Here is a 19,734-nt window from a genome sequence, read left to right as displayed (position 1 = left end):
GCAATGGAATAGGGGTACGCCCGCCGGGCTTCAAGGGCCGCGGCTGTCCATCACGGCAAAGAGAAGCAGGAAGCGGCGCACGCAGGGCGCCTCGACCGGCTCCACCCCGTGGAAGGATCGGTCGGACGGCGCGTAGGCCAGAAGATGGTTCGGCAGGAAAGGCGCGGTGCCGGCCAACTCGAAATCCTCGCGCGGGAACCGCTCCGTCGAGCGCCCGGTGTTGGCGGTGAAGGACGGGTCGCGGGGCCGGTACAGCGCCGTCCCGAGATCGGGGCGGCTGCCGTCCGCCGGCATGTAGAGCAGCATGGACAGGAAGGTGCCGAACACGTCGGTGTGGGGCAGCATGGCGTGGCCCGCATGGTCCTCGACCAGCCGCGCGTAGACCGTCGCCGGCCGGGCCGCGACGGGCGTTTCCAGCTTGGCGGCGAGCGAGGGGAAGCGCGGGGCGAGCCTTTTCAGCGTCTCCGGACCGAACAGGCAATCGCGGACCTCCCGCCAGACCGCTCCGGCCTCCGGCTCCATCTCCCTCAGGGCGCGGTCGGTCAGCACCATCTGATGGCGCTGGGGAAGCGTGTCCATCTGCAGGAGGGCCAGCGCCTCGAACCGCGGCCAACGGGCGACGGCGCGGGCGTAGAGGTCCGCCGGCAGGGCGTCCGGCACCACCAGATGCGGAAAGGGGTCCTCGCGAAGGGGCGTCTCCTCCAGCCGCCGCAGGACATGATCGGCGCTCCCCGCCGGGGTGCGGAGATCGACGGAACGTTCTGCGTGCATGGCCGGCCCTCGGTTCGCGTTGCGCGCACCTTAGCGGCGCGCACCCCTCCCCCGCAAGCGCGCCGCCTTGTCCGGCGGCGCAGCGACGGGTTAGGGTCGGCGCAACGAAACCGGAAGAAACGCCTGCAAAGGAACACGATGTCGGACGCCCAACTGCTGCCCCTCCTCACCCGCATCGCCGAAGCCCTGGAACGGCTCGCCCCGCCGCCGCCGGGCCGGCTCGACCTCGGCGCCGCCGACGCCTTCGTCTGGCACGCCGATCCCGACCGGCTGGAGCCGGTGCCCACCGTCAACCGGGTCGAGATCGGCCTGCTGCGCGGCGTCGAGCGGCAGCGCGACATCCTGCTCGACAACACCACCCGCTTCGCCACCGGCCTGCCCGCCAACAACGCCCTGCTCTGGGGCTCGCGCGGCATGGGCAAGAGCTCGCTGGTCAAGTCGGTGCACGCCGCGGTGGCCCAGGACCATCCCGGCACGCTGGCTCTGGTGGAGATCCACCGCGAGGACATTCCCACCCTGCCCCGCCTGCTCGTCCGGCTGAAGGACGAGCCGCGCCGCTTCATCCTGTTCTGCGACGACCTCTCCTTCGACCATGACGACGCCCACTACAAGTCGCTGAAGGCCGTTCTGGAGGGCGGGATCGAGGGGCGTCCGGAGAATGTGGTGTTCTACGCCACCTCCAACCGCCGCCACCTGATGCCGCGCGACATGATCGAGAACGAGCGCTCCACCGCCATCAACCCGGCCGAGGCGGTCGAGGAGAAGGTGTCGCTGTCCGACCGCTTCGGCCTGTGGCTGGGCTTCCACAACTGCGACCAGCCGACCTACTTCGCGATGATCGAGGGCTACGCCGCCCGCTTCGGGCTGGACATCCCGGCGGAGCAGCTGCGGGCCGAGGCCGTGGAATGGTCGGTGACCCGCGGCAGCCGCTCCGGCCGGGTGGCCTGGCAGTTCATCCAGGACCTGGCTGGCCGTCTGGAGAAGCCCCTTCGCTGACCCGCGGCTCCATGCGGTCGCGCGGATCGACCGCCTGGCTGCCCTTGCGCAGTTCGAAGTGAAGCTGCGGGCTCGTCACCGACCCGGTCTGGCCGACCGTGCCGATGGCCTGCCCGCGCTTCACCGCCACGCCCCGCTCCACGTCGATGCGGTCGAGATGGGCGTAGGCGGTGATGAAGCCGTCGGAATGCTTCACCAGCAGCAGGTTGCCGAAGCCACGCAACTCGTTGCCGGCGTAGGCGACGACGCCGTTGTCGGCGGCGACCACGGTCGTTCCCTTGGTGGCGGCGATGTTCAGGCCATCGTTGTGCAGGCCGTCCGGCTTCGGCCCGAAGGTCGAGATCACCTTCCCCTTCACCGGCCAGAGCAGGCGCCCGGTGGCGCGCTGCGCCGTCGCCGGCTCCGCGGCCTTTGGCGGCGGGGGCGGGGCGGCGGCGACCTCCTGGGCCGGTGCCGGCGGCGGAGCCGGGACCGGAGCGGCCTCGACGACGCGCGGCGCGGGCGCCGGCTCCGGAACGGCGGGCTTCTGGCCGGGCGGGCGCAGCGAGGTCGGGGCCTGCCCGGGCTGGTAGACGGGTGCTCCGGTCGTCGCCTCCGGCGCGGCGCCCGGCTTGGCGGCGGGCACCGGGGCGAGGACGGTCGCGGTCGACGGCGGGCTGTCCACCGGGGCCCTTTCGACCGGTGCCGGAGCCGAGGCGCCCGGCGGCGGCAGCTCCGCCGCCTGGATGGACCCGCGCGACACCTGCTTGACCGGCGCCGAGGCGACCACGCCGCCGACCGCGGCCCCGGCGTTGGAGGACGGCGCCTGAGCCACCGCGGTGCCCCCCGACGCATCGCCACCGCCCGGCAGGCGCAGCGGCTGCCCGGCCTGCACCGCGTAAGGGGCGGTCAGGCCGTTGAGGCGGGTCAGCTCGCTCATGTCCGCGCTGAACATGCGGGAGATGCCGTAGAGCGTGTCGCCGCGCTGGACGATGTACTGGCGCGACACCGGCAGGACCAAGCGCTGCCCGACCTGGAGCTGGTAGGGCGGCGACAGGTGGTTGACCTCCAACAGGTCGCGCAGCGGCACGTTGTAGCGCCGCGACAGCGAATAAGCGGAGTCCCCGCGCTGCACGATCACCGCGCCGCCGATGGAATCCGGGGTGTTGGACACCGAGGTGACCGGCGCCAGCTCTCCCGTGCGCTGCTGGCAGGCGGCGAGCAGCGGGATCATCGTCAGCGCCGCGAGGAGGGCGCGCCCGGACACGCGGAATGACACGCCGAACGGGCCAACTACTCCGTTCCGGGAGGGGACGGAGGGTCGGACAGCAACGGTACGAAGCGGACGGGCCACAAATCCTCCCGTGTAAGACCGGTTTCGGTCCGCCGGATGCGGACGACCCGCTGACCGCGGTAGTCGCCCCCCAGCGGGATGACCATGACACCACCAACGGCGAGCTGATCCGTCAAGTCCTTTGGCGCATCGGGACCTCCGGCGGCCGTGACCAGTATGCGCTCGAACGGCGCCTGTTCGGGCCAGCCTTTCGTCCCGTCGCCGTGGCGGGTCGTGATGTTGTGCAGGCGCAGAGCCTGGAATCGGCTCTCCGCCTCGGTCAGCAGCGGGCGCAGCCGCTCGATGGTGTAGACCCGCCGGCACAGCCGCGACAAAACCGCCGCTTGGTAGCCGGAGCCGGTGCCGATTTCCAGCACCCGCTGGCGCTCCCCAAGCTCCAGCGCCTGGGTCATCAGCGCCACGATCAGCGGCTGGCTGATGGTCTGGCCCAGATCGATGGGAAGCGCCGTGTCCTCCCACGCCTGATCCTGGAAGGGGTCTGGGACGAAGCGCTCGCGCGGGATCCGTTCGATCGCGGCCAGAACCCGGGTGTCGGTCACGCCGTTGCGGCGCAACGCCATCAGAAGCCGGATCTTGCGTGCCTCGACGGTCACACCCTGCCCATTCCCCTCGGAAACACCTCTATTCGAACGCGTGCCGCAACGTCTGGAGCGTCGGCGTGTGGGTCAGGTCCAGATAGACCGGCGTCACCGAAATGCCGCCGTGGAAGACCACATGGATGTCGGTGTCCGGCGCCACGTCCGCCTCGCCGCGCAGCGTCCCAATCCAGATATAGGGCTTGCCGCGCGGATCGACACGCTCCACCAGCTCGTCGCCGATCTTGCGCTTGCCGTGGCGGACCACCTGGATGCCGGTGACCCGGTCCGCCGGACAGGCCGGGAAGTTCACGTTCAGCAGGACGTATTTCGGCCAGGGCGTGGACACCGCCTTGCGAACCACCTCGGCCCCCCAGCGCTCCGCCGCCGACCAGTCGATCTGGGAGCGGGTCTCGTAATGCTGGCTGAGCGCGATGGCCGGAACGCCCAGCAGGGTCGCCTCCATGGCCGCCGCGATGGTGCCCGAATAGGTCACGTCCTCGCCGATGTTGGAGCCCTGGTTGACGCCGGACAGGACCAGCGTCGGCCGGGCGTCCCGCATCACCTTGTTGACCGCCAGCAGCACGCAGTCGGTCGGCGTGCCGTCCACCGTGAAGCGCCGCTCGTCCAGCTGGCGCAGGCGCAGCGGCCGGTTGATGGTCAGCGAATGGCTGGCCGCCGACTGCTCCATCTCCGGCGCCACGACCCACACGTCGTCGGTGAGGGAGCGCGCGATGGCCTCCAGCACCTTCAGGCCCGGCGCGTGGATGCCGTCATCGTTGGTGACGAGGATGCGCGCGTTCGACAGGTCGAGCGGGTGATCGAACATCAGGCGGTGATCCTTTCCAGCCCGCGCATGTAGGGCCGGAGCGCTTCGGGGACCAGGATGGAGCCGTCGGGCTGCTGGTAGTTCTCCAGCACCGCGATCAGGCAGCGCCCGACCGCCACGCCCGAGCCGTTCAGCGTGTGGACGAACTGCGTCTGCTTCTCGCCCTTCGGACGGCAGCGGGCCTTCATGCGGCGGGCCTGGAAGTCGCCGCAGTTCGAGCAGCTCGAAATCTCGCGGTACATGTTCTGGCCGGGCAGCCAGACCTCGATGTCGTAGGTCTTGCGCGCGGAGAAGCCCATGTCGCCGGTGCACAGCGTGACCACGCGGTAGGGCAGCCCCAGCCGCTGCAGGATGGTCTCGGCGCACTGGGTCATGCGCTGGTGCTCCGCCTCCGACTGGTCCGGCGCGGTGACGCTGACCATCTCGACCTTCCAGAACTGGTGCTGGCGGATCATGCCGCGGGTGTCGCGGCCCGCCGACCCGGCCTCGGCGCGGAAGCAGGGGGTCAGCGCGGTGTAGCGGTAGGGCAGCTCTTCCGTCGCCACGATCTGGTCGTTGACGAGGTTGGTCAGCGGCACTTCCGAGGTCGGGATCAGGTAGTGGTCGCCCGTGCGGAACAGGTCCTCCTCGAACTTCGGAAGCTGGCCGGTGCCGAACAGGGCGTTGTCGCGGACCATCAGCGGCGGCGCGATCTCGGTGTAGCCGTGCTCGCCGGTGTGGATATCCAGCATGAAGTCGGCGAGCGCGCGCTCCAGCCGGGCCAGGCCGCCTTTCAGCACGGTGAAGCGGGCGCCCGACATGCGCGACGCCGCCTCGAAATCCATCAGGCCCAGCGCTTCGCCCAGCTCGAAATGCTGCTTGGCGTCGGCGATCGCCTTCGGCTCGCCCCAACGGCGGATTTCGACGTTGGCGCTCTCGTCCGGGCCTTCCGGCACGTCGTCGGCGGGCAGGTTCGGGATGGAGGCGAGCAGACCCTCCAGCTCGGCGCCCAGCGCCTTCTCCTCCTCCTCGACCTGGGGCAGCCGCTCCTTGAGCTGCGCCATCTCGTCCATCAGCGGCTGGGCGTCGCGGCCCTCCCGCTTGGCGAGGCCGATCTCCTTCGCCGCCTCGTTGCGGCGCGCCTGCATCTCCTGCAAGTGGGTCTGCGCGGCGCGGCGGCGCGAATCGAGGTCCAGCACCGTCGGCGACATCGGCTCAAGGCCCCGGCGGGCGAGACCGCGGTCGAAGGATTCGGGGTTCTCACGGATGGCGCGAAGGTCGTGCATGGCTCACGGCGATACGGAATGGGTGGGAGGCTGGTTATAGTCCGCCGCCGGGTGAAGGTCCAGAGGCGGAGCCCCGCCGATGGGAAAGACCCTGAAATGATTGGTGTCCTATACTTATCGGTGGCGCCGGGAACGCGAATGCGTGCAGAACCCCGGAATCGACCGCTGCCCCTCCCCACTCCGGACATGATCCTCGACACCCGCACCCTCATCATCGTCCTGGTGGGCATCGGCGCTCTGCTGTCCATCGCCGCCTTCCTGACCTGGAGAGCGCACCGCCACATCACCGCGCTGGCCTATTGGGCCGGGGGAGCGCTGCTCGGCACCGTCGGGATGGCCATGGTCACCGCTTACGGCGTCTGGCCGGCTGCCGCCGTCGTGCCGCTGAGCAACGCCTTGGTGGCCGCCACCTACATCCTAAACTGGTTCGGCGTGCGCAGCTTCGCCGGACGGTCCATCCCCTGGCGCTTCGGGATGGCGCTGCTCGCCGTGTTGACCGCCGGCATCGCGTGGTTCGTGGTGGCAACCAACGACGTGACGGCGCGTGTCCTGATCATGTCCGCCGGAATCACCGGCCTGTCGCTGCTGGCGGCCCTGGAGCTGTGGTGGACGGGGCCGGGGGACCGGCCGCGCCGGGCGCAACGGGTCACCGCCCTGGTTTTCCTGGCCCACGCCCTGTTCGTGGCAGGGCGCGCCGTGCTGACCGCCTGGGGCGGGCCGGTGGACAGCATCCTGTCACCCAACTTGGTGCAGAGCGCCGGATTCCTGGAGGCCATCCTGGCGGTCACGGGCTGGGGATTCGGTTTCCTTGTCATGACCAGCGAGAAGCTTCAGGCCGATCTGGACCGCATCGGCACCATCGACCCGCTGACGGGCGCCTACAACCGCCGGGCCTTCCTCAAGCACGCCGAGCGGGAGTTGCTGCGGGCGCAACGCAACGGGGCGCCGCTGACCCTGCTGCTGCTCGACCTCGACCGCTTCAAGCGGGTCAACGACACCTTCGGCCATCTCGCCGGCGACGCGCTTCTCCGGCTTTTCTCCGAGACCGTCACGACGCGGCTGCGCCGCACCGACCTGTTCGGGCGCTATGGCGGGGAGGAGTTCTGCCTTCTGCTGCCCGACACCGACCGGAGCGGGGCGGCAGCGTTGGCGGAGGCGCTGCGGCGCGACGTGGCGGCGCGGCCGCTGCCCTTCCAGGGCCACGAGATCGCCGCCAGCGTCAGCATCGGCATCGCCGCTTGCCGCAGCGGTGAGGATCTCGATGCCGCTCTGGCGGCCGCCGACCTGGCCCTCTACCGGGCCAAGCGGAACGGCCGCAATCAGGTGGTGGTCGACGAAGCGACGGCGTAGGGCGTGACGGCCTTACGCCTGTTCGGCTTCCGTCTCGTCGGCGTCGCCGCGCGTCTTCTCGATGCGGCGACCGATCAGGATCGACACCTCGTAGAGCGCCAGCAGCGGGATGGCGAGGCCGACCTGGCTGATGACGTCCGGCGGGGTCAGGATCGCCGCGACGACGAACACGAACACGATGGCGTAGCGCCGTTTGGCGGCCAGCGTCTCCGTGGTCAGCAGCCCGGCGCGGATCAGCAGGGTCAGCAGGACCGGAAGCTGGAAGGCCAGACCGAAGGCGAAGATCAGATGCATCACGAGGCCGAGATACTCGCTGACGCGGGCCTCGAACTCGATCGGCAGGGCGCCGGCGTCCATCCCCGGGTGGAACTCGAACCCCAGGAAGAAGCGCCAAGCCAGCGGGAAGATGAAGTAGTAGACCATCGCCCCGCCCAGGAAGAACAGGATCGGGGTGGCCACCAGGAAGGGCAGGAAGGCCTTGCGCTCGTGCTTGTAGAGGCCGGGTGCGACGAACATCCAGATCTGGCTGGCGACGATGGGGAAGGACAGGAAGCAGCCGGCCCAGAAAGCCACCTTCACATAGGTGAAGAAGGCTTCGGTCAGGCCGGTGTAGATCATCCGCCGCCCCTGCCCGGCCAGGATGTCGGCCAGGGGCTGGACGAGGAAGTTGTAGATGCGGTCCGAGAAGGCGTAGCAGACGAAGAAGGCGATGAGGATCGCCAGCGTCGCGTACATCAGCCGGTTGCGCAGCTCGACCAGATGGTCGATCAGCGGCATCTTGCTTTCTTCGAGCTCGTCGTCGGACTCGCCGGTCATGCGCGTTTCGCCGGACACTGGGTCACGCCTGCTTGTTCGTGGTTGCCGCCGCAGCGGAATCGGCGGAGGCCGGAACCGGCGGCTGGGCCGGGGCCGGGACGAATTCCGCTGGCGGAGCCGGAGGAAGCGGGGCCGTGACCGGCGGTTCGGTCGCCGGCTGCGGCTGGGCCGCCGTCACCTGCGGCGAACCGACGGGAGGCACGGGGGTCGGAGATGCGGCCGTCGAGGACGGGCCATCCTCCGGCGGGCTGCCGTGATAGCCGCTGGCCCCGAGGTCGCCCCCCATGTCGAAGGCGCCCTTCAGATCCCCCTTCGGATCGATCGTGTTCTCGACCATCTTCTGGAGGTTCGTGTCGCGGACCTTCAGGGCCTCCTTGCGAAGCTCGTCAAGCTCCGCCTCCCGCATCATGTCGTCGATGTGGCCCTGGAAATCGCGCGCGACGACGCGCGCCTTCTTCACCCATTTTCCCAGGGTGTAGATGGCCTTGGGCAGGTCCTTCGGGCCGATCACCACGAGGGCGATGACCGCGATGACCATCAGTTCCGACCATGCGATGTCGAACATGGCTCCTCAGCCTTTCGAAGCGGCGCGGGGATGACGGGCGCCGGACGGTCAGGTGCGGGCCGTCTCGTCCTTCTTCACGCCGGGATCGGCAGCGGGCGAAACCGGATGGACCGGGGACACCGGCTGGGCCGGCGGAACCGGCTGGTTCGGCAGGACCTTGGAGTCGGCACCGGCGGCGGTACCCTCTTCCTCGTCCTTCAGGCCGGCCTTGAAGTTCTTGATGCCCTTGGCGAGGTCGCCCATGACCTTCGGCAGCTTGCCGGCGCCGAACAGGAGCAGGACGATCAGAAGGACGATGACCCAATGCCAGACGCTGGAGAATCCCATGACACACGTTTCCTGAACAGGCAGCCCAATGGCGGGGCGGCACTATGGCAGAAAGGTTCCCCTCCCGCAACGATCGGTCGGGCGAAACCGCTCAAACGACTAAGTGGGTGCACCGGCTGGAAAAACGAAGGCCTGACACAGGTCCATGCACACCGAAACGTGACTTTGTTCGGCGGGCAGGAACTGGCCCGGCATGCGGGAGTGCAGATGCACCGACCCGCCATTCCCGTCCGGCACGTCGAGATGGACCAGGCTGGTCCGGCCCAGCAGGCGCGCCGCCATCACCCGCGCCAAAACCGGCAGGTCCCCGGCGGGAACGGTGGCCGCGGGCTGGGCGGACAGCTTCAGCGCCTCCGGGCGGATCAGCACGTCGACGGCGGTGCCGTCGGCGACCTCCGTGGGGATCGGGCCGACCGGCGTGTCCACCGCCCCATCCCGCACGACGCCCGACAGCCGGTTGACCTCGCCGAAGAACTCGGCCGCGAAGGCGTTGACCGGGCGGGTGTAGAGGTCCACCGGGTTGCCGACCTGGACGACCTCGCCGGCGCGCATCAGGGCGATGCGGTCGGCCAGGAACATGGCCTCCTCCGGATCGTGGGTGACCAGCATGGTCGCCGCGCCGTTCTGCTTCAGCACGTGCAGAGTCTCGTCGCGCACCTGCTCGCGCAGCCGGGCGTCCAGGCCCGAGAAGGGCTCGTCGAGCAGCAGGACCGCCGGATTCGGGGCGAGCGCGCGGGCCAGCGCCACGCGCTGCTGCTGCCCACCGGACAGGTGGTGCGGGAAGGAATCGGCGTAGCCGGCCATGCCGACCTGCCCCAGCGTCTCCAGCGCCCGCTTGCGCTGCGCCTCGCCGGACAGGGCGGTCAGGCCGAAGCGCACGTTGTCGAGCACCGACAGGTGCGGAAACAGCGCGTAATCCTGGAAGACGAGGCCGACGCCGCGGCGTTCCGGCGGCACCGCGCCGCGCTCGTCAGCCACCACCGTGCCACCGATCCGGACGGAGCCGGTCTGCACCGCCTCCAGCCCCGCCGCGATGCGCAGCAGCGAGGACTTGCCGCAGCCGGACGGCCCGCACAGGCAGACGATCTCCCCCGCCCCGATGGTCACGCTGACATCGTCGACGGCGACGACGCGCCCGTAGCGGTGGGTGACGCCGTTCAGCGCCAGGGCCTCCATCGTGATGGCGGCGCCGCCGCCCCGGGGGCCGCCCTGCGGACCGGAGGCGTCGAGATGCCGCCCGTTGACCGGCAGCGTGACCGGCGCGGCCTCGCAGGGCGCGCCCTGCCGCGGATCGGTCCCGCGGCTGAACAGGGCCGACGCCTTGTCGCGCAGCGCGCTGCGCAGGCCGGCCGGGCGGGGTTCGGAAACGGCGTCTCCGGTCGCGGAGAAAGAACGGGCGTCGGTGACGGACGGACGATCCATGGCGGTCCCAGTCTGAAGCGGCCCGGGGGTCGTTTGATGGCGGTCGATTGACCTTAGTACCGGTGCGCCGACCCTGATGCAAATGGTTCTTATTTTCGAGCGTTTCGCTCAGGTATCGGAATCGTCAGTGTTTTCCGATGGTTCCGTATCCTCCAGCCCGGCTCCGCCGATGCCCAGCAGCACGGGCCGCGAATCGAGCAGGCCGGCGGCGCGCAAGTCCTCGACCCCCGGCAGGTCGCGCAGCGTCTCCAGGCCGAAATGGTCGAGGAAATGGTCGGTGGTGATCCAGGTCAGCGGGCGGCCCGGCGTCTCGCGGCGGCGGCCCGGCCGGATCCAGCCGTTCTCCATCAGGATGTCCAGCGTGCCCTTGCTGGTCGCCACGCCGCGGATCGCCTCGATCTCGGCCCGGGTCACCGGCTGGTGGTAGGCGATGATCGCCAGCGTCTCGATGGCGGCGCGGGACAGTTTCTTGGAGACCTCCTCCTCCGGCCGCAGCAGCGGCGCGAGGTCGAGCGCCGTGCGGAAGGACCAGCCGGCGCCGGTGCGGATCAGGTTCACGCCCCGCGCCGCGTAATGGACGCGCAGTTCCTCCAGCAGCGCCCGCACGTCGGCGTCGCGGGTCAGCCGCCGGCCGAGCGTTTCCTCATCCAGCGGGTCGGCGGAAGCGAAGAGCAACGCTTCCAGCAGGCGCAGATCGCGCAGGCGCCGCTCGACCTCCTCCGGGTTCTCGATCTCCTGGATCATGCCGTCGGGTCCGCTCATTCCTCGTCGCCTTGCTCATGCTGGTGCTCATGCCGGCGCAATGCCCGGCGGACGTAGATGGGGGAAAAGGCGCCGTCCTGGCGAAGCTCCACCCGCCCCGCCTTGGCCAGCTCCAGCGTCGCCGCGAAATGGGCGGCCAGCGCCGAGCGGGTCAGCAGCCCGCCGCGCACGCCGTCGGGCAGGAAACTCGACAGGGTGGCCCAGTCCGGCATGCGGCCCAGCAGCTCGGACAGACGGCGCACCGCGTCCTCCAGCGAATAGAGGCGCACCGGCTCGATGTGCAGGACGCCGCCCTCCTGCCGCTTCCTGTGCTCGCCATAGGCCTTCAGCAGGTCGTAGAGCGTGACCTGGAAGACCGACTTGCGCAGGATGTCGAGGTCCTCCGGGGCGCCGCGGGCGAAGCGGTCCACCCCGAGCTGCGGGCGGGCGAACAGCTTGGCCGCCGCCCCCTTCATCGCCTCCAGCCGCTGGAGCTGGAAGGCCAGCGCCGCCGCCATGTCCTCGCCCGAGGGCTCCTCGTCCTCGACCTCCGGGATCAGCAGGCGCGACTTCAGATAGGCCAGCCACGCCGCCATGACGAGATAGTCCGCCGCCAGCTCCAGCCGCACCTTCCGCGCCTCGGCAATGAAGGCGAGATACTGGTCGGCGAGCTGGAGGATGGAAATCTTCGTCAGGTCCACCTTCTGCTCGCGCCCCAGCGCCAGCAGCATGTCGAGCGGCCCCTCGAACCCGTCCAGGACGAGGACGAGCTGTTCCGCCGGGCTGGCCGCCGCGGCCTCGTCCTCATGATCCGGGGGTTTCCTGCCAACCATTCCGTCAGTTGCCGCTGAGGATGCGGATCAGGTCGATCATGTAGTCGATCGGCGGGCCAAGCACCCAGGAGAAGACGCTGAGGTCCATGCCAAGCTCACGCCCGATGAAGGGCAGCAGGAAGAAAGCGCCGATCAGGATCAGCATGCCGTACTTCTCCAGCCGGGCCAGCGGGAAGGCCAGCGCGTCGGGCAGGATGCCGACCGCCACGCGCCCGCCGTCGAGCGGCGGCAGCGGGATCATGTTGAAGACCATCAGCACGACGTTGACCAGGACCGACACCTCCAGCGCGGCGCGGACCCACATCTCGGTCGCCCCGCCCTGCGGGCTGGTGAAGCCCCAGATGATCGCGGAGACCAGCGCCAGAACGAAATTCACCCCCGGGCCGGCCAGCGCCACCCACACCATGTCGCGGCGCGGGTGATGCAGACGCCCAAAATTCACCGGCACCGGCTTGGCCCAGCCGAAGACGAAGCCGGTGGTGAAATACATCACCGCCGGCAGCACTACCGTGCCCAGCGGGTCGATGTGGCGGAGCGGGTTCAGCGTCACCCGGCCGAGCCGCCACGCCGTATCGTCGCCGCGCCACATCGCCACGAATCCGTGCGCCGCCTCGTGCATCGTGATGGCGAGGATCGCGGGGATGGCGACCGCGAAGATCATCGGTATGCGGTCTATCAGACCTTCCAGCACGCCCGTCTCTCCCGTTATGCCCCCCGGACCCGTCCGGGAAGCCTGAGCATGGCCTTGAATCCGGCCGGCCTTAAACTTGGGGAGTTCCCAGCAGTTCCGCCAGACGCGCCCGCAGCTCGTCGGCGTCCACCGGCGGCGCCGGGCCGCGCAGCGCCTCGGCCCGCGCCCAGCGGCGGACGGCCGCGTCGCTCATCGCCGGAACACCCTCGGCCACCGCCGCCATCTCCTCCATCACGCCGTTGCAGTGGAGCACGACGTCCAGCCCGGCGGCGAGAACCGCCTCGGCCCGACCGCGCATGCCGCCGGCCAGCGCGCCCATCGACAGGTCGTCGCTGAACAGCAGCCCGTCGAAGCCGATGGGGGAGCCGCGCACCACGTCGCGCACCACGATCGCCGAGGTGCTGGCCGGCTGGTCCGGATCGATGGCCTTCATCACCACATGGGCGACCATGCCGAGCGGCATGTCGGCCAGGGCGCGGAAGGGCGCGAAGTCGGTGGCCTCCAGCGCCGCGCGCGGGGCGTCCACCACCGGCAGTTCGGCGTGGCTGTCGGTGAAGGCCCGGCCATGGCCGGGCAGATGCTTGACGACCGGCAGCACGCCGCCGGCCATCAGCCCCTCGCAGGTCGCCCGCGCCAGATCGGCCACACGGGCCGGATCGCCGCAGAAAGCGCGGTCGCCGATGATGTCGTGGGCGCCCTCCACCGGCACGTCGCAGACCGGGGCGCAATCCACCGTCACGCCGCAATCGGCCAGCATCAGCGCCAGCAACCGGGCGTTGATCCGGGCGGCCTCCCGCCCGGCGGCGGCGTCGCGGGCCGAAAGGTCGCCGAAGGCGCGCATCGGCGGAAAGGCCGGCCAGTGCGGCGGGCGCATCCGGGCCACCCGCCCGCCCTCCTGGTCGATCAGCACGGGAGCGTCGGCGCGGCCCACCGCCGTGCGCATCTCCGCCACCAGCGCGCGGACCTGCTCCGGCGTCTCGCAATTGCGCCGGAACAGGATGAAGCCCAGCGGATCGGCGTCGCGGAAAAAGGCGCGCTCGTCCGCGGTCAGGGCGGTGCCGGCGGCGCCGAACACCACGGCGCGATGGGCCGCGCGGTCGTGTTCGGTCACGGCGTGAGCGTTCGGCAAAGCCGGATCAGGGACGGACAACCACACACCCCACATTCTGGGACTTGAGCTGGGCGCAGACCGACTTGGCGCGCTCCTCGTCGAGGCCGACGCCCTGGATGCGGTAGAAGATGCCCTTCTCGCCCAGATCGGCCTTGGCGACCTGCATGGACAGCCCGCCGAGCGCCGCTCCGTAGCGGCTGGTCAGGCGCTTCCATTCCGTCGAGGCCTCGGCCTCGCTGCGCACCGCGGCGAGCTGGACTCGCCAGTTCCCCCACCCGATGCCTTGGCGGGTGCCGGGGCGGGTGCCGGCTGCGGAGCCGGGGCGGCGGCCACCGGCGGCGCGGGCTGCGGCTTGGGCGCCGCGGCGGGCGGAGGGGGCGGCGTCTGGGCCTGCGGGGGAGCGGGCGCCGGCTTGGCAGCAGGCGGTGCGGGCTGCGGCTTGGGCGCCGGAGCCGCCGGCACCGGCGCCGGAAGGGCGGCCACGGCGGGCGGCGGGGCCGGAGCGGCGGCGGGCGGTGGTGCCCCCTCCCCGTCCTGGCGCGGCACCGTGGTGGTGGAGCCCGGCGGGGGCGGCGGCAACTGGGCCACCGCGGGCGCCTCCGGCAGGGTCGGCGACGGCGGCACCTGCGGCGCCACGACCGGCCGCGGCAGCGGCTCCTCCGGCGGCGGCAGCAGGCGCTCGATCTGCGACTTCGATCCGCGGTCGTTCAGCCGCTCGTAGACCAGCTTGTCCTGGTGCGGCACTTCCATGCCGCCGGGCTGCTCCGGGCGGGCCTTGGTCGGCGCACTGTCGGCCATCAGCAGCGGCGGACCGCCGTCCTGCGTGCTCTGCCCCTTGCCGCCATAGACCACGACGATCGCGCCGGCGAATGCCACGATGCCGACCACCGCCAGACCGAGGCCGAGCAGACCGCGCCGACCTCCCCGCTGCGGCGGCGTGCCGTAGGGATCGCTGGCGTGGTTGACATCGCCCTCATACCTCATGACCGCAATTCCTCCACCGGCTCCACGCCCATCACGGCGAGACCGGAAGCGATCACCGTGGCGACCGCGCTGATCAGCGCCAGACGGGCCACCGTCACCTCCTCGTCACCCTCGATCAGGAAGCGCAGGCTGGTGTCGTCGCGGCCCTTGTTCCACAGGGCGTGGAAGTCGCTGGCGAGATCGTAGAGGTAGAAGGCCACGCGGTGCGGCTCGTGCGCCTCGGCGGCGGATTCGACCAGGCGCGGCCAGGTCGCCATGCGCTTGGCCAGCGCCATCTCCTCCTCGCTGTCGAGGCGGGCGAGGTTGGCCTTGGCGGCCAGCGCCGCCAGCGACAGGTCGGCCCCCGGCAGCGCCGTCGCGGCGTGGCGCAGGACCGAGCGGCAGCGGGCGTGGGCGTACTGCACGTAGAAGACCGGGTTGTCCTTCGACTGCTCGACCACCTTGGCGAAATCGAAGTCCAGCGTCTGGTCGTTGCGGCGGGTCAGCATGATGAAGCGGACGACGTCGCGGCCGACCTCCTCGATCACGTCGCGCAGCGTCACGAAGGTGCCCGCGCGCTTGGACATCTTCACCGGCTCGCCGTTCTTCATCAGATGGACGAGCTGGCAGAGCTTCACGTCCAGCGACGCCTTGCCCTCGGTGATCGCCATGGTCGCCGCCTGCATGCGCTTGACGTAGCCGCCATGGTCGGCGCCCCACACGTCGATCTGCAGGTCGAAGCCGCGGCGGTGCTTGTCGTAGTGGTAGGCGATGTCGTTGGAGAAATAGGTGAAGGACCCGTCCGACTTCTTCAGCGGGCGGTCGACGTCGTCGCCGAAGTCGGTGGACTTGAACAGAGTCTGCGGGCGCGGCTCCCAGTCGTCGGGCTTCTTGCCCTTCGGCGGCTCCAGCACGCCGACATAGATCAGGCCGCGGTCCTCCAGCGCCTTCAGCGCCGTGTCCACCGCCCCGGCCTTCACGAGCGCGCGTTCGGAGCTGTAGACGTCCATGCGGACGCCGAGGACGCCGAGGTCCTCCTTGATCCATTCCATGATCGTGGCGATGGCGAAGTCGCGGCAGGCCGGCAGCCAGTCGGCCTCGTCCGCCCCGACCCACGTGTTGCCGTCGCGCTCGGCCAGGGCCTGCCCGACCTCCTTCAGATACTCGCCGGGATAGAGGCCCGCCGGGATCTCGCCGATGTCCTCGCCCAGCGCCTCGCGGTAGCGCAGGAAGGTGGAGCGGCCCAGCACGTCGACCTGGGCGCCGGCGTCGTTGATGTAATATTCACGGGCGACGGCGTAGCCGGCCTTCTCCAGCAGCGCCGCCAGCGCGTCGCCGAACACGGCGCCGCGGCCGTGGGCCGCGTGCAGCGGGCCGGTGGGGTTGGCCGACACATACTCGACGTTGACCGGACGCTTGCCGCCCAGCGTGCTCTCGCCATAGGCGGTGCCGGCGGTCAGCACGTCGCGGATGCGGTCGCGCCAGACGTCGGCCGTCAGGCGCAGGTTCACGAAGCCCGGACCGGCGATCTCGGCGCTCGCCACGTCGGGGCGGGTCTTCAGCTTCGCCACCAGCAGCTCGGCCAGCGCGCGGGGCGGCTTGCCCGCCGGCTTGGCCAGGATCATCGCCGCGTTGGTCGACAGGTCGCCGTGCGCCGCCTCGCGCGGCGGCTCCACCGTCAGGCGCGCGGTGTCCAGCCCCGCCGGGATCTGGCCCTCGGCGGCCAGCTCGTCCAGCAGCTTGCGGATGTCGTTCTCGAAGACCTTGAAGATGTTCATCGGTTCAATTCTTGCTTTAGGTCTGGGCCGTTTAGGTCTTGGCGTCCATGTCGAACAGGCGGGCGTATTCGGCGAGCGCGTAGCGGTCGGTCATTCCGGCGATGTAGTCGGCGACCAGCCGCGCCAGCACCGTCCGATCGCCGTGCCCGCCCTGTTTGGCGATCTCCTCCTGCCACTGTGTCGGCAGGGTGTTCGGCTCGGCCAGGAACAGGTCGAACAGGGCGGTGACCACCCGCTTGCACTTGCTCATTTCCCGGTTCACCCGGTAATGGCGGTACATGCGCTGTTTCAGGAAGGCGCGCAAGGGCCGCTGCGCCTCGAACATCGCGGGGGAGAAGCTGACGACCGGCTCCGGGAGGGCGCGCAGCTCGGCGGCGCTGCCGGGGCGATGGCGGTCCAGCCGCTCCCGCGTCTCGGCCAGCAGGTCGACGATCATGTTGTTGATCATCCGCCGGATCGTCTCGTGGATCAGGCGGGAGCGCTCCAGCCCCGGATAGCGGTCGCAGACCTGCCGCACCACCGGGCCGACCAGCGGCAGTTCCGCCACCTCGTCCACCGTGAACAGGCCGGCGCGCAGCCCGTCGTCGATGTCGTGGTTGTTGTAGGCGATGTCGTCGGCCAGGGCCGCCACCTGCGCCTCGGCGCCCGGGTTGGTGCGAAGCTCCAGATCCCAGCGCTCCTGGAAGGCGGCCAGCGTCGTCGGCAGCGCTCCACCATCACGCAGAGGCAGCAGCGGGCCGTTGTGCTTGACCACGCCCTCCAGCGCTTCCCAGGTCAGGTTCAGCCCGTCGAAGTCGGCGTAGCGGCGCTCCAGCATCGTCAGGATGCGCAGCGTCTGGTCGTTGTGGGCGAAACCACCGTAGGGCGCCATGCAGGCGTCGAGCGCGTCCTCGCCGGCATGGCCGAAGGGGGTGTGGCCGAGATCGTGGGCGAGCGCCACCGCCTCCGCCAGATCCTCGTTCAGCCCGAGCGCGCGGCTGATCGAGCGGGCGATCTGCGCCACCTCCAGGCTGTGGGTCAGGCGGGTGCGGAAATAGTCGCCCTCGTGATAGACGAAGACCTGCGTCTTGTACTTCAGCTTGCGGAAGGCACCGGAATGCACGATGCGGTCGCGGTCGCGCTGGTAGCACGAGCGCGTCGGGCTTTCCGGCTCCGGGAACAGCCGGCCGCGCGTCTGTGCGGGGTCGCAGCCATAGGGCGCCGGGCGATCCTGGAAGAAGTCCGCCGTCATGGCGCGGACACTACCGACGCAAACCGCACTGTGCAACGGCGAAGGCGGAGACCGGCCGAGACATCCGGCAGCCGCTTGCAGGCATTCGGGCGCAGGCGAACCGCAGGTCAGGCATGAGTTCGCCGGACATGCCTTTGACGAAAGGCGGACACACCCTTACATTCGTCATCGTGTCGTCTGTCCCGCGAAACCCCGCCCGCGAAACACCGAGGTCCGTCCCATGCCCGACACCGCCCTTCCCGCCACCGCGCAAGAGGGTGCGCGCGTTCTGACCGTGTCCGACAGCGCCGCCAAGCGCGTCGCCTTCCTGATCGAGCACGAGGGCGATCCGGCCCTGATGCTGCGCCTGACCGTGTCGGGCGGCGGCTGCTCCGGCTTCCAGTACGGCTTCGCCTTCGACGCCACGGCGAACGAGGACGACCATGTGTTTGAGAAGAACGGCGTGAAGGTGGTCACCGACGACGTCTCGCTGGACCTGCTGGCCGGCTCCACCCTCGATTATGTCGAGGACCTGATGGGGGCCGCCTTCCAGATCAAGAATCCGAACGCCACGGCATCCTGCGGCTGCGGCAACTCCTTCGCCGCCTGACGGGACCTTTTACCCCTTGGCCTTTCCCTCCTGGCCTTTGCCGAACAAGAAGAACACGACGTGAAGATCGCCACCTGGAACGTCAATTCGGCGAAGGCCCGCCTTCCGCTGATCACCGACTGGCTGCGCGCGGAGTCCCCGGACGTCGCGCTTCTCCAGGAGATCAAATGCGAGACCGCGGCCTTCCCCCGCGCCGCCTTCGAGGAGTTGGGCTATCACGTCACGCCGGTGGGGCAGAAGTCCTACAACGGCGTGGCGTTCCTCTCCAAGGCGCCGCACGAGGATGTGCTGACCCGCCTGCCCGGCGAGCCGGAGGACGAGCAGGCCCGCTACGTCGAGGCCACGGTGGCCGGCGTGCGCATCGCCTCGCTCTACCTGCCCAACGGCAACCCGCTCGGGACGGAGAAGTTCGCCTACAAGCTCCGCTGGATGGACCGGCTGCATGCCCATGCCCGCGGCCTGCTGGCTCAGGAGATCCCCTTCGTCCTGGGCGGCGACTACAACATCATTCCGGAACCGCGCGACGTCTTCGATCCGGTGGCCTTCGCCGGCGACGCCCTGTTCCAGCCGGAATCGCGGGCGAAATTCCGCGCCCTGCTGAAATCTGGGGCTGACCGAGGCCTACCGCGCCCTGCACGACGACGACCACGCCTACACCTTCTGGGACTATCAGGCGGGTTGCTGGCCGCGCGATCTCGGGTTGCGCATCGATCACTTCCTGCTGTCCCCGCAGGCCGCCGACCGTCTGGTGGAGTGCCGCATCGACCGCCGCCCGCGCGGCGCCGAAAAAGCGTCCGACCACACGCCCGTCCTGCTCGATCTGCGCGACGGGTCAGACATTTCTTAAATTTTTTCACGCATCCTCAAGACCGACTCGGAAACCGAGCGAGCGTCCACCCGCAGGGAGAGGCGGCAAGACGATGGTCTGGGGACAGGACAGCGGCCGCAGAGCGATCGAAGAACTGCTGACGGCCATCGAGCAGCAGGCCGGCGAAGCCATCGCCTTGGGAGCGCGCGCGCAGCGCGACATTGAGGAGGACCGTTTCTCCTCCTTCCTCGGCTTCCGCCGCAAGGTGGAGGAGGTGCGTGCCCTCGTCGCCCTGACGGAAGAGCGCCTGACCACCGTCAACACGGCCAAGCTGGCCGACCTGCGCACGGAGTTCGAGCGGATCGACCTGCTGCTGACCGGCCTGCTGGCCCGCGCCACGCGGAATTACTTCGAACGCATGCGGGACGATCAGGCGCTTCCCATCGGTGCGCGCGAGCTGTTCGAGCCGGAATTGAGGATCATCGAAGAGATGCGCGGCAAGCTGGACCGCCCGCATTACGCCGGCCGCGTGTCGGCCACGGTGATTGAGGACTTGGAGGCGACCGGCGTCATGATCCGCAAGGTCATCAGCCGCGCGCCGAGCCTGCCCGATTTCTCGGATTCCCCGACACCGCCGAAGCCGACGAAGCGGCTGTCGAATCTCGGCCGCCCGATCCGGATGTGACGCACCCGCGTGGGACGGCCGCGCCCAAGGGCCCCGGACCACGGCTTGGTGATCG

Annotated in this window: 21 protein-coding genes and 1 pseudogene; 5 read left to right on the top strand and 17 right to left on the bottom strand. The window is 70.0% G+C overall.

Going from position 1 to position 19,734, the window contains the following annotated elements; translation table 11 throughout:
* Window positions 1–30 precede the first annotated feature (30 nt).
* The gene (locus tag ACWPN5_RS18925) at window positions 31–771 is read right to left on the bottom strand and encodes a hypothetical protein (protein WP_492296838.1); all 741 of its coding nucleotides are present in this window, start codon (window positions 769–771) and stop codon (window positions 31–33) included.
* Window positions 772–909: 138 nt separating this feature from the next.
* Here ACWPN5_RS18925 and ACWPN5_RS18920 point away from each other — a divergent pair, with 138 nt between their 5' ends.
* Window positions 910–1,767, top strand: coding sequence for an ATP-binding protein (locus tag ACWPN5_RS18920; RefSeq protein WP_200476305.1), 858 nt, complete (start codon window positions 910–912; stop codon window positions 1,765–1,767).
* Here the strand turns inward: ACWPN5_RS18920 and ACWPN5_RS18915 are convergent.
* Genes ACWPN5_RS18915 through serS form a run of 4 tightly spaced genes read right to left on the bottom strand, consistent with a single transcriptional unit; the run spans window position 1,724 to window position 5,769 of the window.
* Window positions 1,724–3,013 (bottom strand): peptidoglycan DD-metalloendopeptidase family protein, encoded by a 1,290-nt coding sequence (locus ACWPN5_RS18915; protein ID WP_492296836.1) that lies wholly within the window; start codon window positions 3,011–3,013, stop codon window positions 1,724–1,726. The two genes, ACWPN5_RS18920 and ACWPN5_RS18915, sit on opposite strands and share 44 nt — an antisense overlap.
* 26 nt (window positions 3,014–3,039) lie before the next feature.
* Window positions 3,040–3,693 (bottom strand): protein-L-isoaspartate(D-aspartate) O-methyltransferase, encoded by a 654-nt coding sequence (locus ACWPN5_RS18910; protein ID WP_200476306.1) that lies wholly within the window; start codon window positions 3,691–3,693, stop codon window positions 3,040–3,042.
* Window positions 3,694–3,721: 28 nt separating this feature from the next.
* Window positions 3,722–4,504 carry a 5'/3'-nucleotidase SurE gene (gene surE, locus ACWPN5_RS18905; protein WP_114858910.1) on the bottom strand — a complete coding sequence of 261 codons (783 nt, stop codon included), beginning with the start codon at window positions 4,502–4,504 and terminating at the stop codon, window positions 3,722–3,724.
* Window positions 4,504–5,769 (bottom strand): serine--tRNA ligase, encoded by a 1,266-nt coding sequence (gene serS, locus ACWPN5_RS18900; protein ID WP_492296833.1) that lies wholly within the window; start codon window positions 5,767–5,769, stop codon window positions 4,504–4,506. The genes surE and serS overlap by 1 nt, the downstream gene beginning before the upstream one ends.
* Before the next feature lie 138 nt (window positions 5,770–5,907).
* Between serS and ACWPN5_RS18895 the strand changes: the two genes are divergently transcribed.
* Complete coding sequence (locus ACWPN5_RS18895; protein WP_492296831.1) at window positions 5,908–7,119, top strand: GGDEF domain-containing protein; 1,212 nt, start codon at window positions 5,908–5,910, stop codon at window positions 7,117–7,119.
* A gap of 12 nt (window positions 7,120–7,131) precedes the next feature.
* Here ACWPN5_RS18895 and tatC read toward each other — a convergent pair whose 3' ends face one another.
* From tatC to ACWPN5_RS18835, 12 genes are all read right to left on the bottom strand, one after another.
* Window positions 7,132–7,935, bottom strand: a complete 804-nt coding sequence (gene tatC / locus ACWPN5_RS18890; protein ID WP_149164873.1) for a twin-arginine translocase subunit TatC — start codon at window positions 7,933–7,935, stop codon at window positions 7,132–7,134.
* Window positions 7,936–7,957: 22 nt separating this feature from the next.
* A complete protein-coding gene (gene tatB, locus ACWPN5_RS18885) occupies window positions 7,958–8,500 on the bottom strand; it encodes a Sec-independent protein translocase protein TatB (protein ID WP_349602181.1) in 543 nt (180 codons plus the stop codon).
* 48 nt (window positions 8,501–8,548) lie between these two features.
* Window positions 8,549–8,827, bottom strand: coding sequence for a twin-arginine translocase TatA/TatE family subunit (locus ACWPN5_RS18880; RefSeq protein WP_492296828.1), 279 nt, complete (start codon window positions 8,825–8,827; stop codon window positions 8,549–8,551).
* Between the two features lie 99 nt (window positions 8,828–8,926).
* Window positions 8,927–10,249, bottom strand: coding sequence for an ABC transporter ATP-binding protein (locus tag ACWPN5_RS18875; RefSeq protein WP_492296826.1), 1,323 nt, complete (start codon window positions 10,247–10,249; stop codon window positions 8,927–8,929).
* A 108-nt stretch (window positions 10,250–10,357) separates the two neighbouring features.
* Window positions 10,358–11,011, bottom strand: coding sequence for an SMC-Scp complex subunit ScpB (scpB, locus tag ACWPN5_RS18870; protein WP_145690349.1), 654 nt, complete (start codon window positions 11,009–11,011; stop codon window positions 10,358–10,360).
* Window positions 11,008–11,823, bottom strand: coding sequence for a segregation and condensation protein A (locus ACWPN5_RS18865; RefSeq protein ID WP_349602185.1), 816 nt, complete (start codon window positions 11,821–11,823; stop codon window positions 11,008–11,010). The genes scpB and ACWPN5_RS18865 overlap by 4 nt, the downstream gene beginning before the upstream one ends.
* Window positions 11,824–11,827: 4 nt before the next feature.
* Window positions 11,828–12,484 (bottom strand): site-2 protease family protein, encoded by a 657-nt coding sequence (locus ACWPN5_RS18860; protein WP_186466227.1) that lies wholly within the window; start codon window positions 12,482–12,484, stop codon window positions 11,828–11,830.
* A 100-nt stretch (window positions 12,485–12,584) separates the two neighbouring features.
* Window positions 12,585–13,625, bottom strand: a complete 1,041-nt coding sequence (gene nagZ / locus ACWPN5_RS18855; protein WP_492296823.1) for a beta-N-acetylhexosaminidase — start codon at window positions 13,623–13,625, stop codon at window positions 12,585–12,587.
* A 25-nt stretch (window positions 13,626–13,650) separates the two neighbouring features.
* The gene (locus tag ACWPN5_RS18850; protein ID WP_236778297.1) at window positions 13,651–13,869 is read right to left on the bottom strand and encodes an SPOR domain-containing protein; all 219 of its coding nucleotides are present in this window, start codon (window positions 13,867–13,869) and stop codon (window positions 13,651–13,653) included.
* On the bottom strand, window positions 13,827–14,609 hold the full coding sequence (locus tag ACWPN5_RS18845; RefSeq protein ID WP_492296822.1) for an SPOR domain-containing protein: 783 nt from the start codon (window positions 14,607–14,609) through the stop codon (window positions 13,827–13,829). Before ACWPN5_RS18845 ends, ACWPN5_RS18850 begins: the two co-directional genes overlap by 43 nt.
* Window positions 14,606–16,366: an arginine--tRNA ligase gene (argS, locus tag ACWPN5_RS18840; protein ID WP_492296820.1), complete on the bottom strand. Its 1,761-nt coding sequence runs from the start codon at window positions 16,364–16,366 to the stop codon at window positions 14,606–14,608. The genes ACWPN5_RS18845 and argS overlap by 4 nt, the downstream gene beginning before the upstream one ends.
* A gap of 31 nt (window positions 16,367–16,397) precedes the next feature.
* Window positions 16,398–17,597 (bottom strand): deoxyguanosinetriphosphate triphosphohydrolase, encoded by a 1,200-nt coding sequence (locus tag ACWPN5_RS18835; protein ID WP_492296819.1) that lies wholly within the window; start codon window positions 17,595–17,597, stop codon window positions 16,398–16,400.
* Between the two features lie 220 nt (window positions 17,598–17,817).
* Here ACWPN5_RS18835 and erpA point away from each other — a divergent pair, with 220 nt between their 5' ends.
* The 3 genes and pseudogenes from erpA to ACWPN5_RS18820 all read left to right on the top strand — a co-directional run bounded on the left by erpA (window position 17,818) and on the right by ACWPN5_RS18820 (window position 19,679).
* A complete protein-coding gene (gene erpA / locus ACWPN5_RS18830) occupies window positions 17,818–18,186 on the top strand; it encodes an iron-sulfur cluster insertion protein ErpA (RefSeq protein WP_040134010.1) in 369 nt (122 codons plus the stop codon).
* A gap of 60 nt (window positions 18,187–18,246) precedes the next feature.
* Window positions 18,247–19,033: pseudogene (locus tag ACWPN5_RS18825) on the top strand (exodeoxyribonuclease III).
* Between the two features lie 73 nt (window positions 19,034–19,106).
* Entirely contained in the window at window positions 19,107–19,679 is a 573-nt protein-coding gene (locus tag ACWPN5_RS18820; RefSeq protein ID WP_145690364.1) for a hypothetical protein, read from the top strand.
* Window positions 19,680–19,734 lie beyond the last annotated feature (55 nt).

The sequence above is a fragment of the Azospirillum sp. UENF 211521 genome (assembly GCF_058780535.1).
This window is presented reverse-complemented; position numbering and strand designations above follow the sequence as displayed.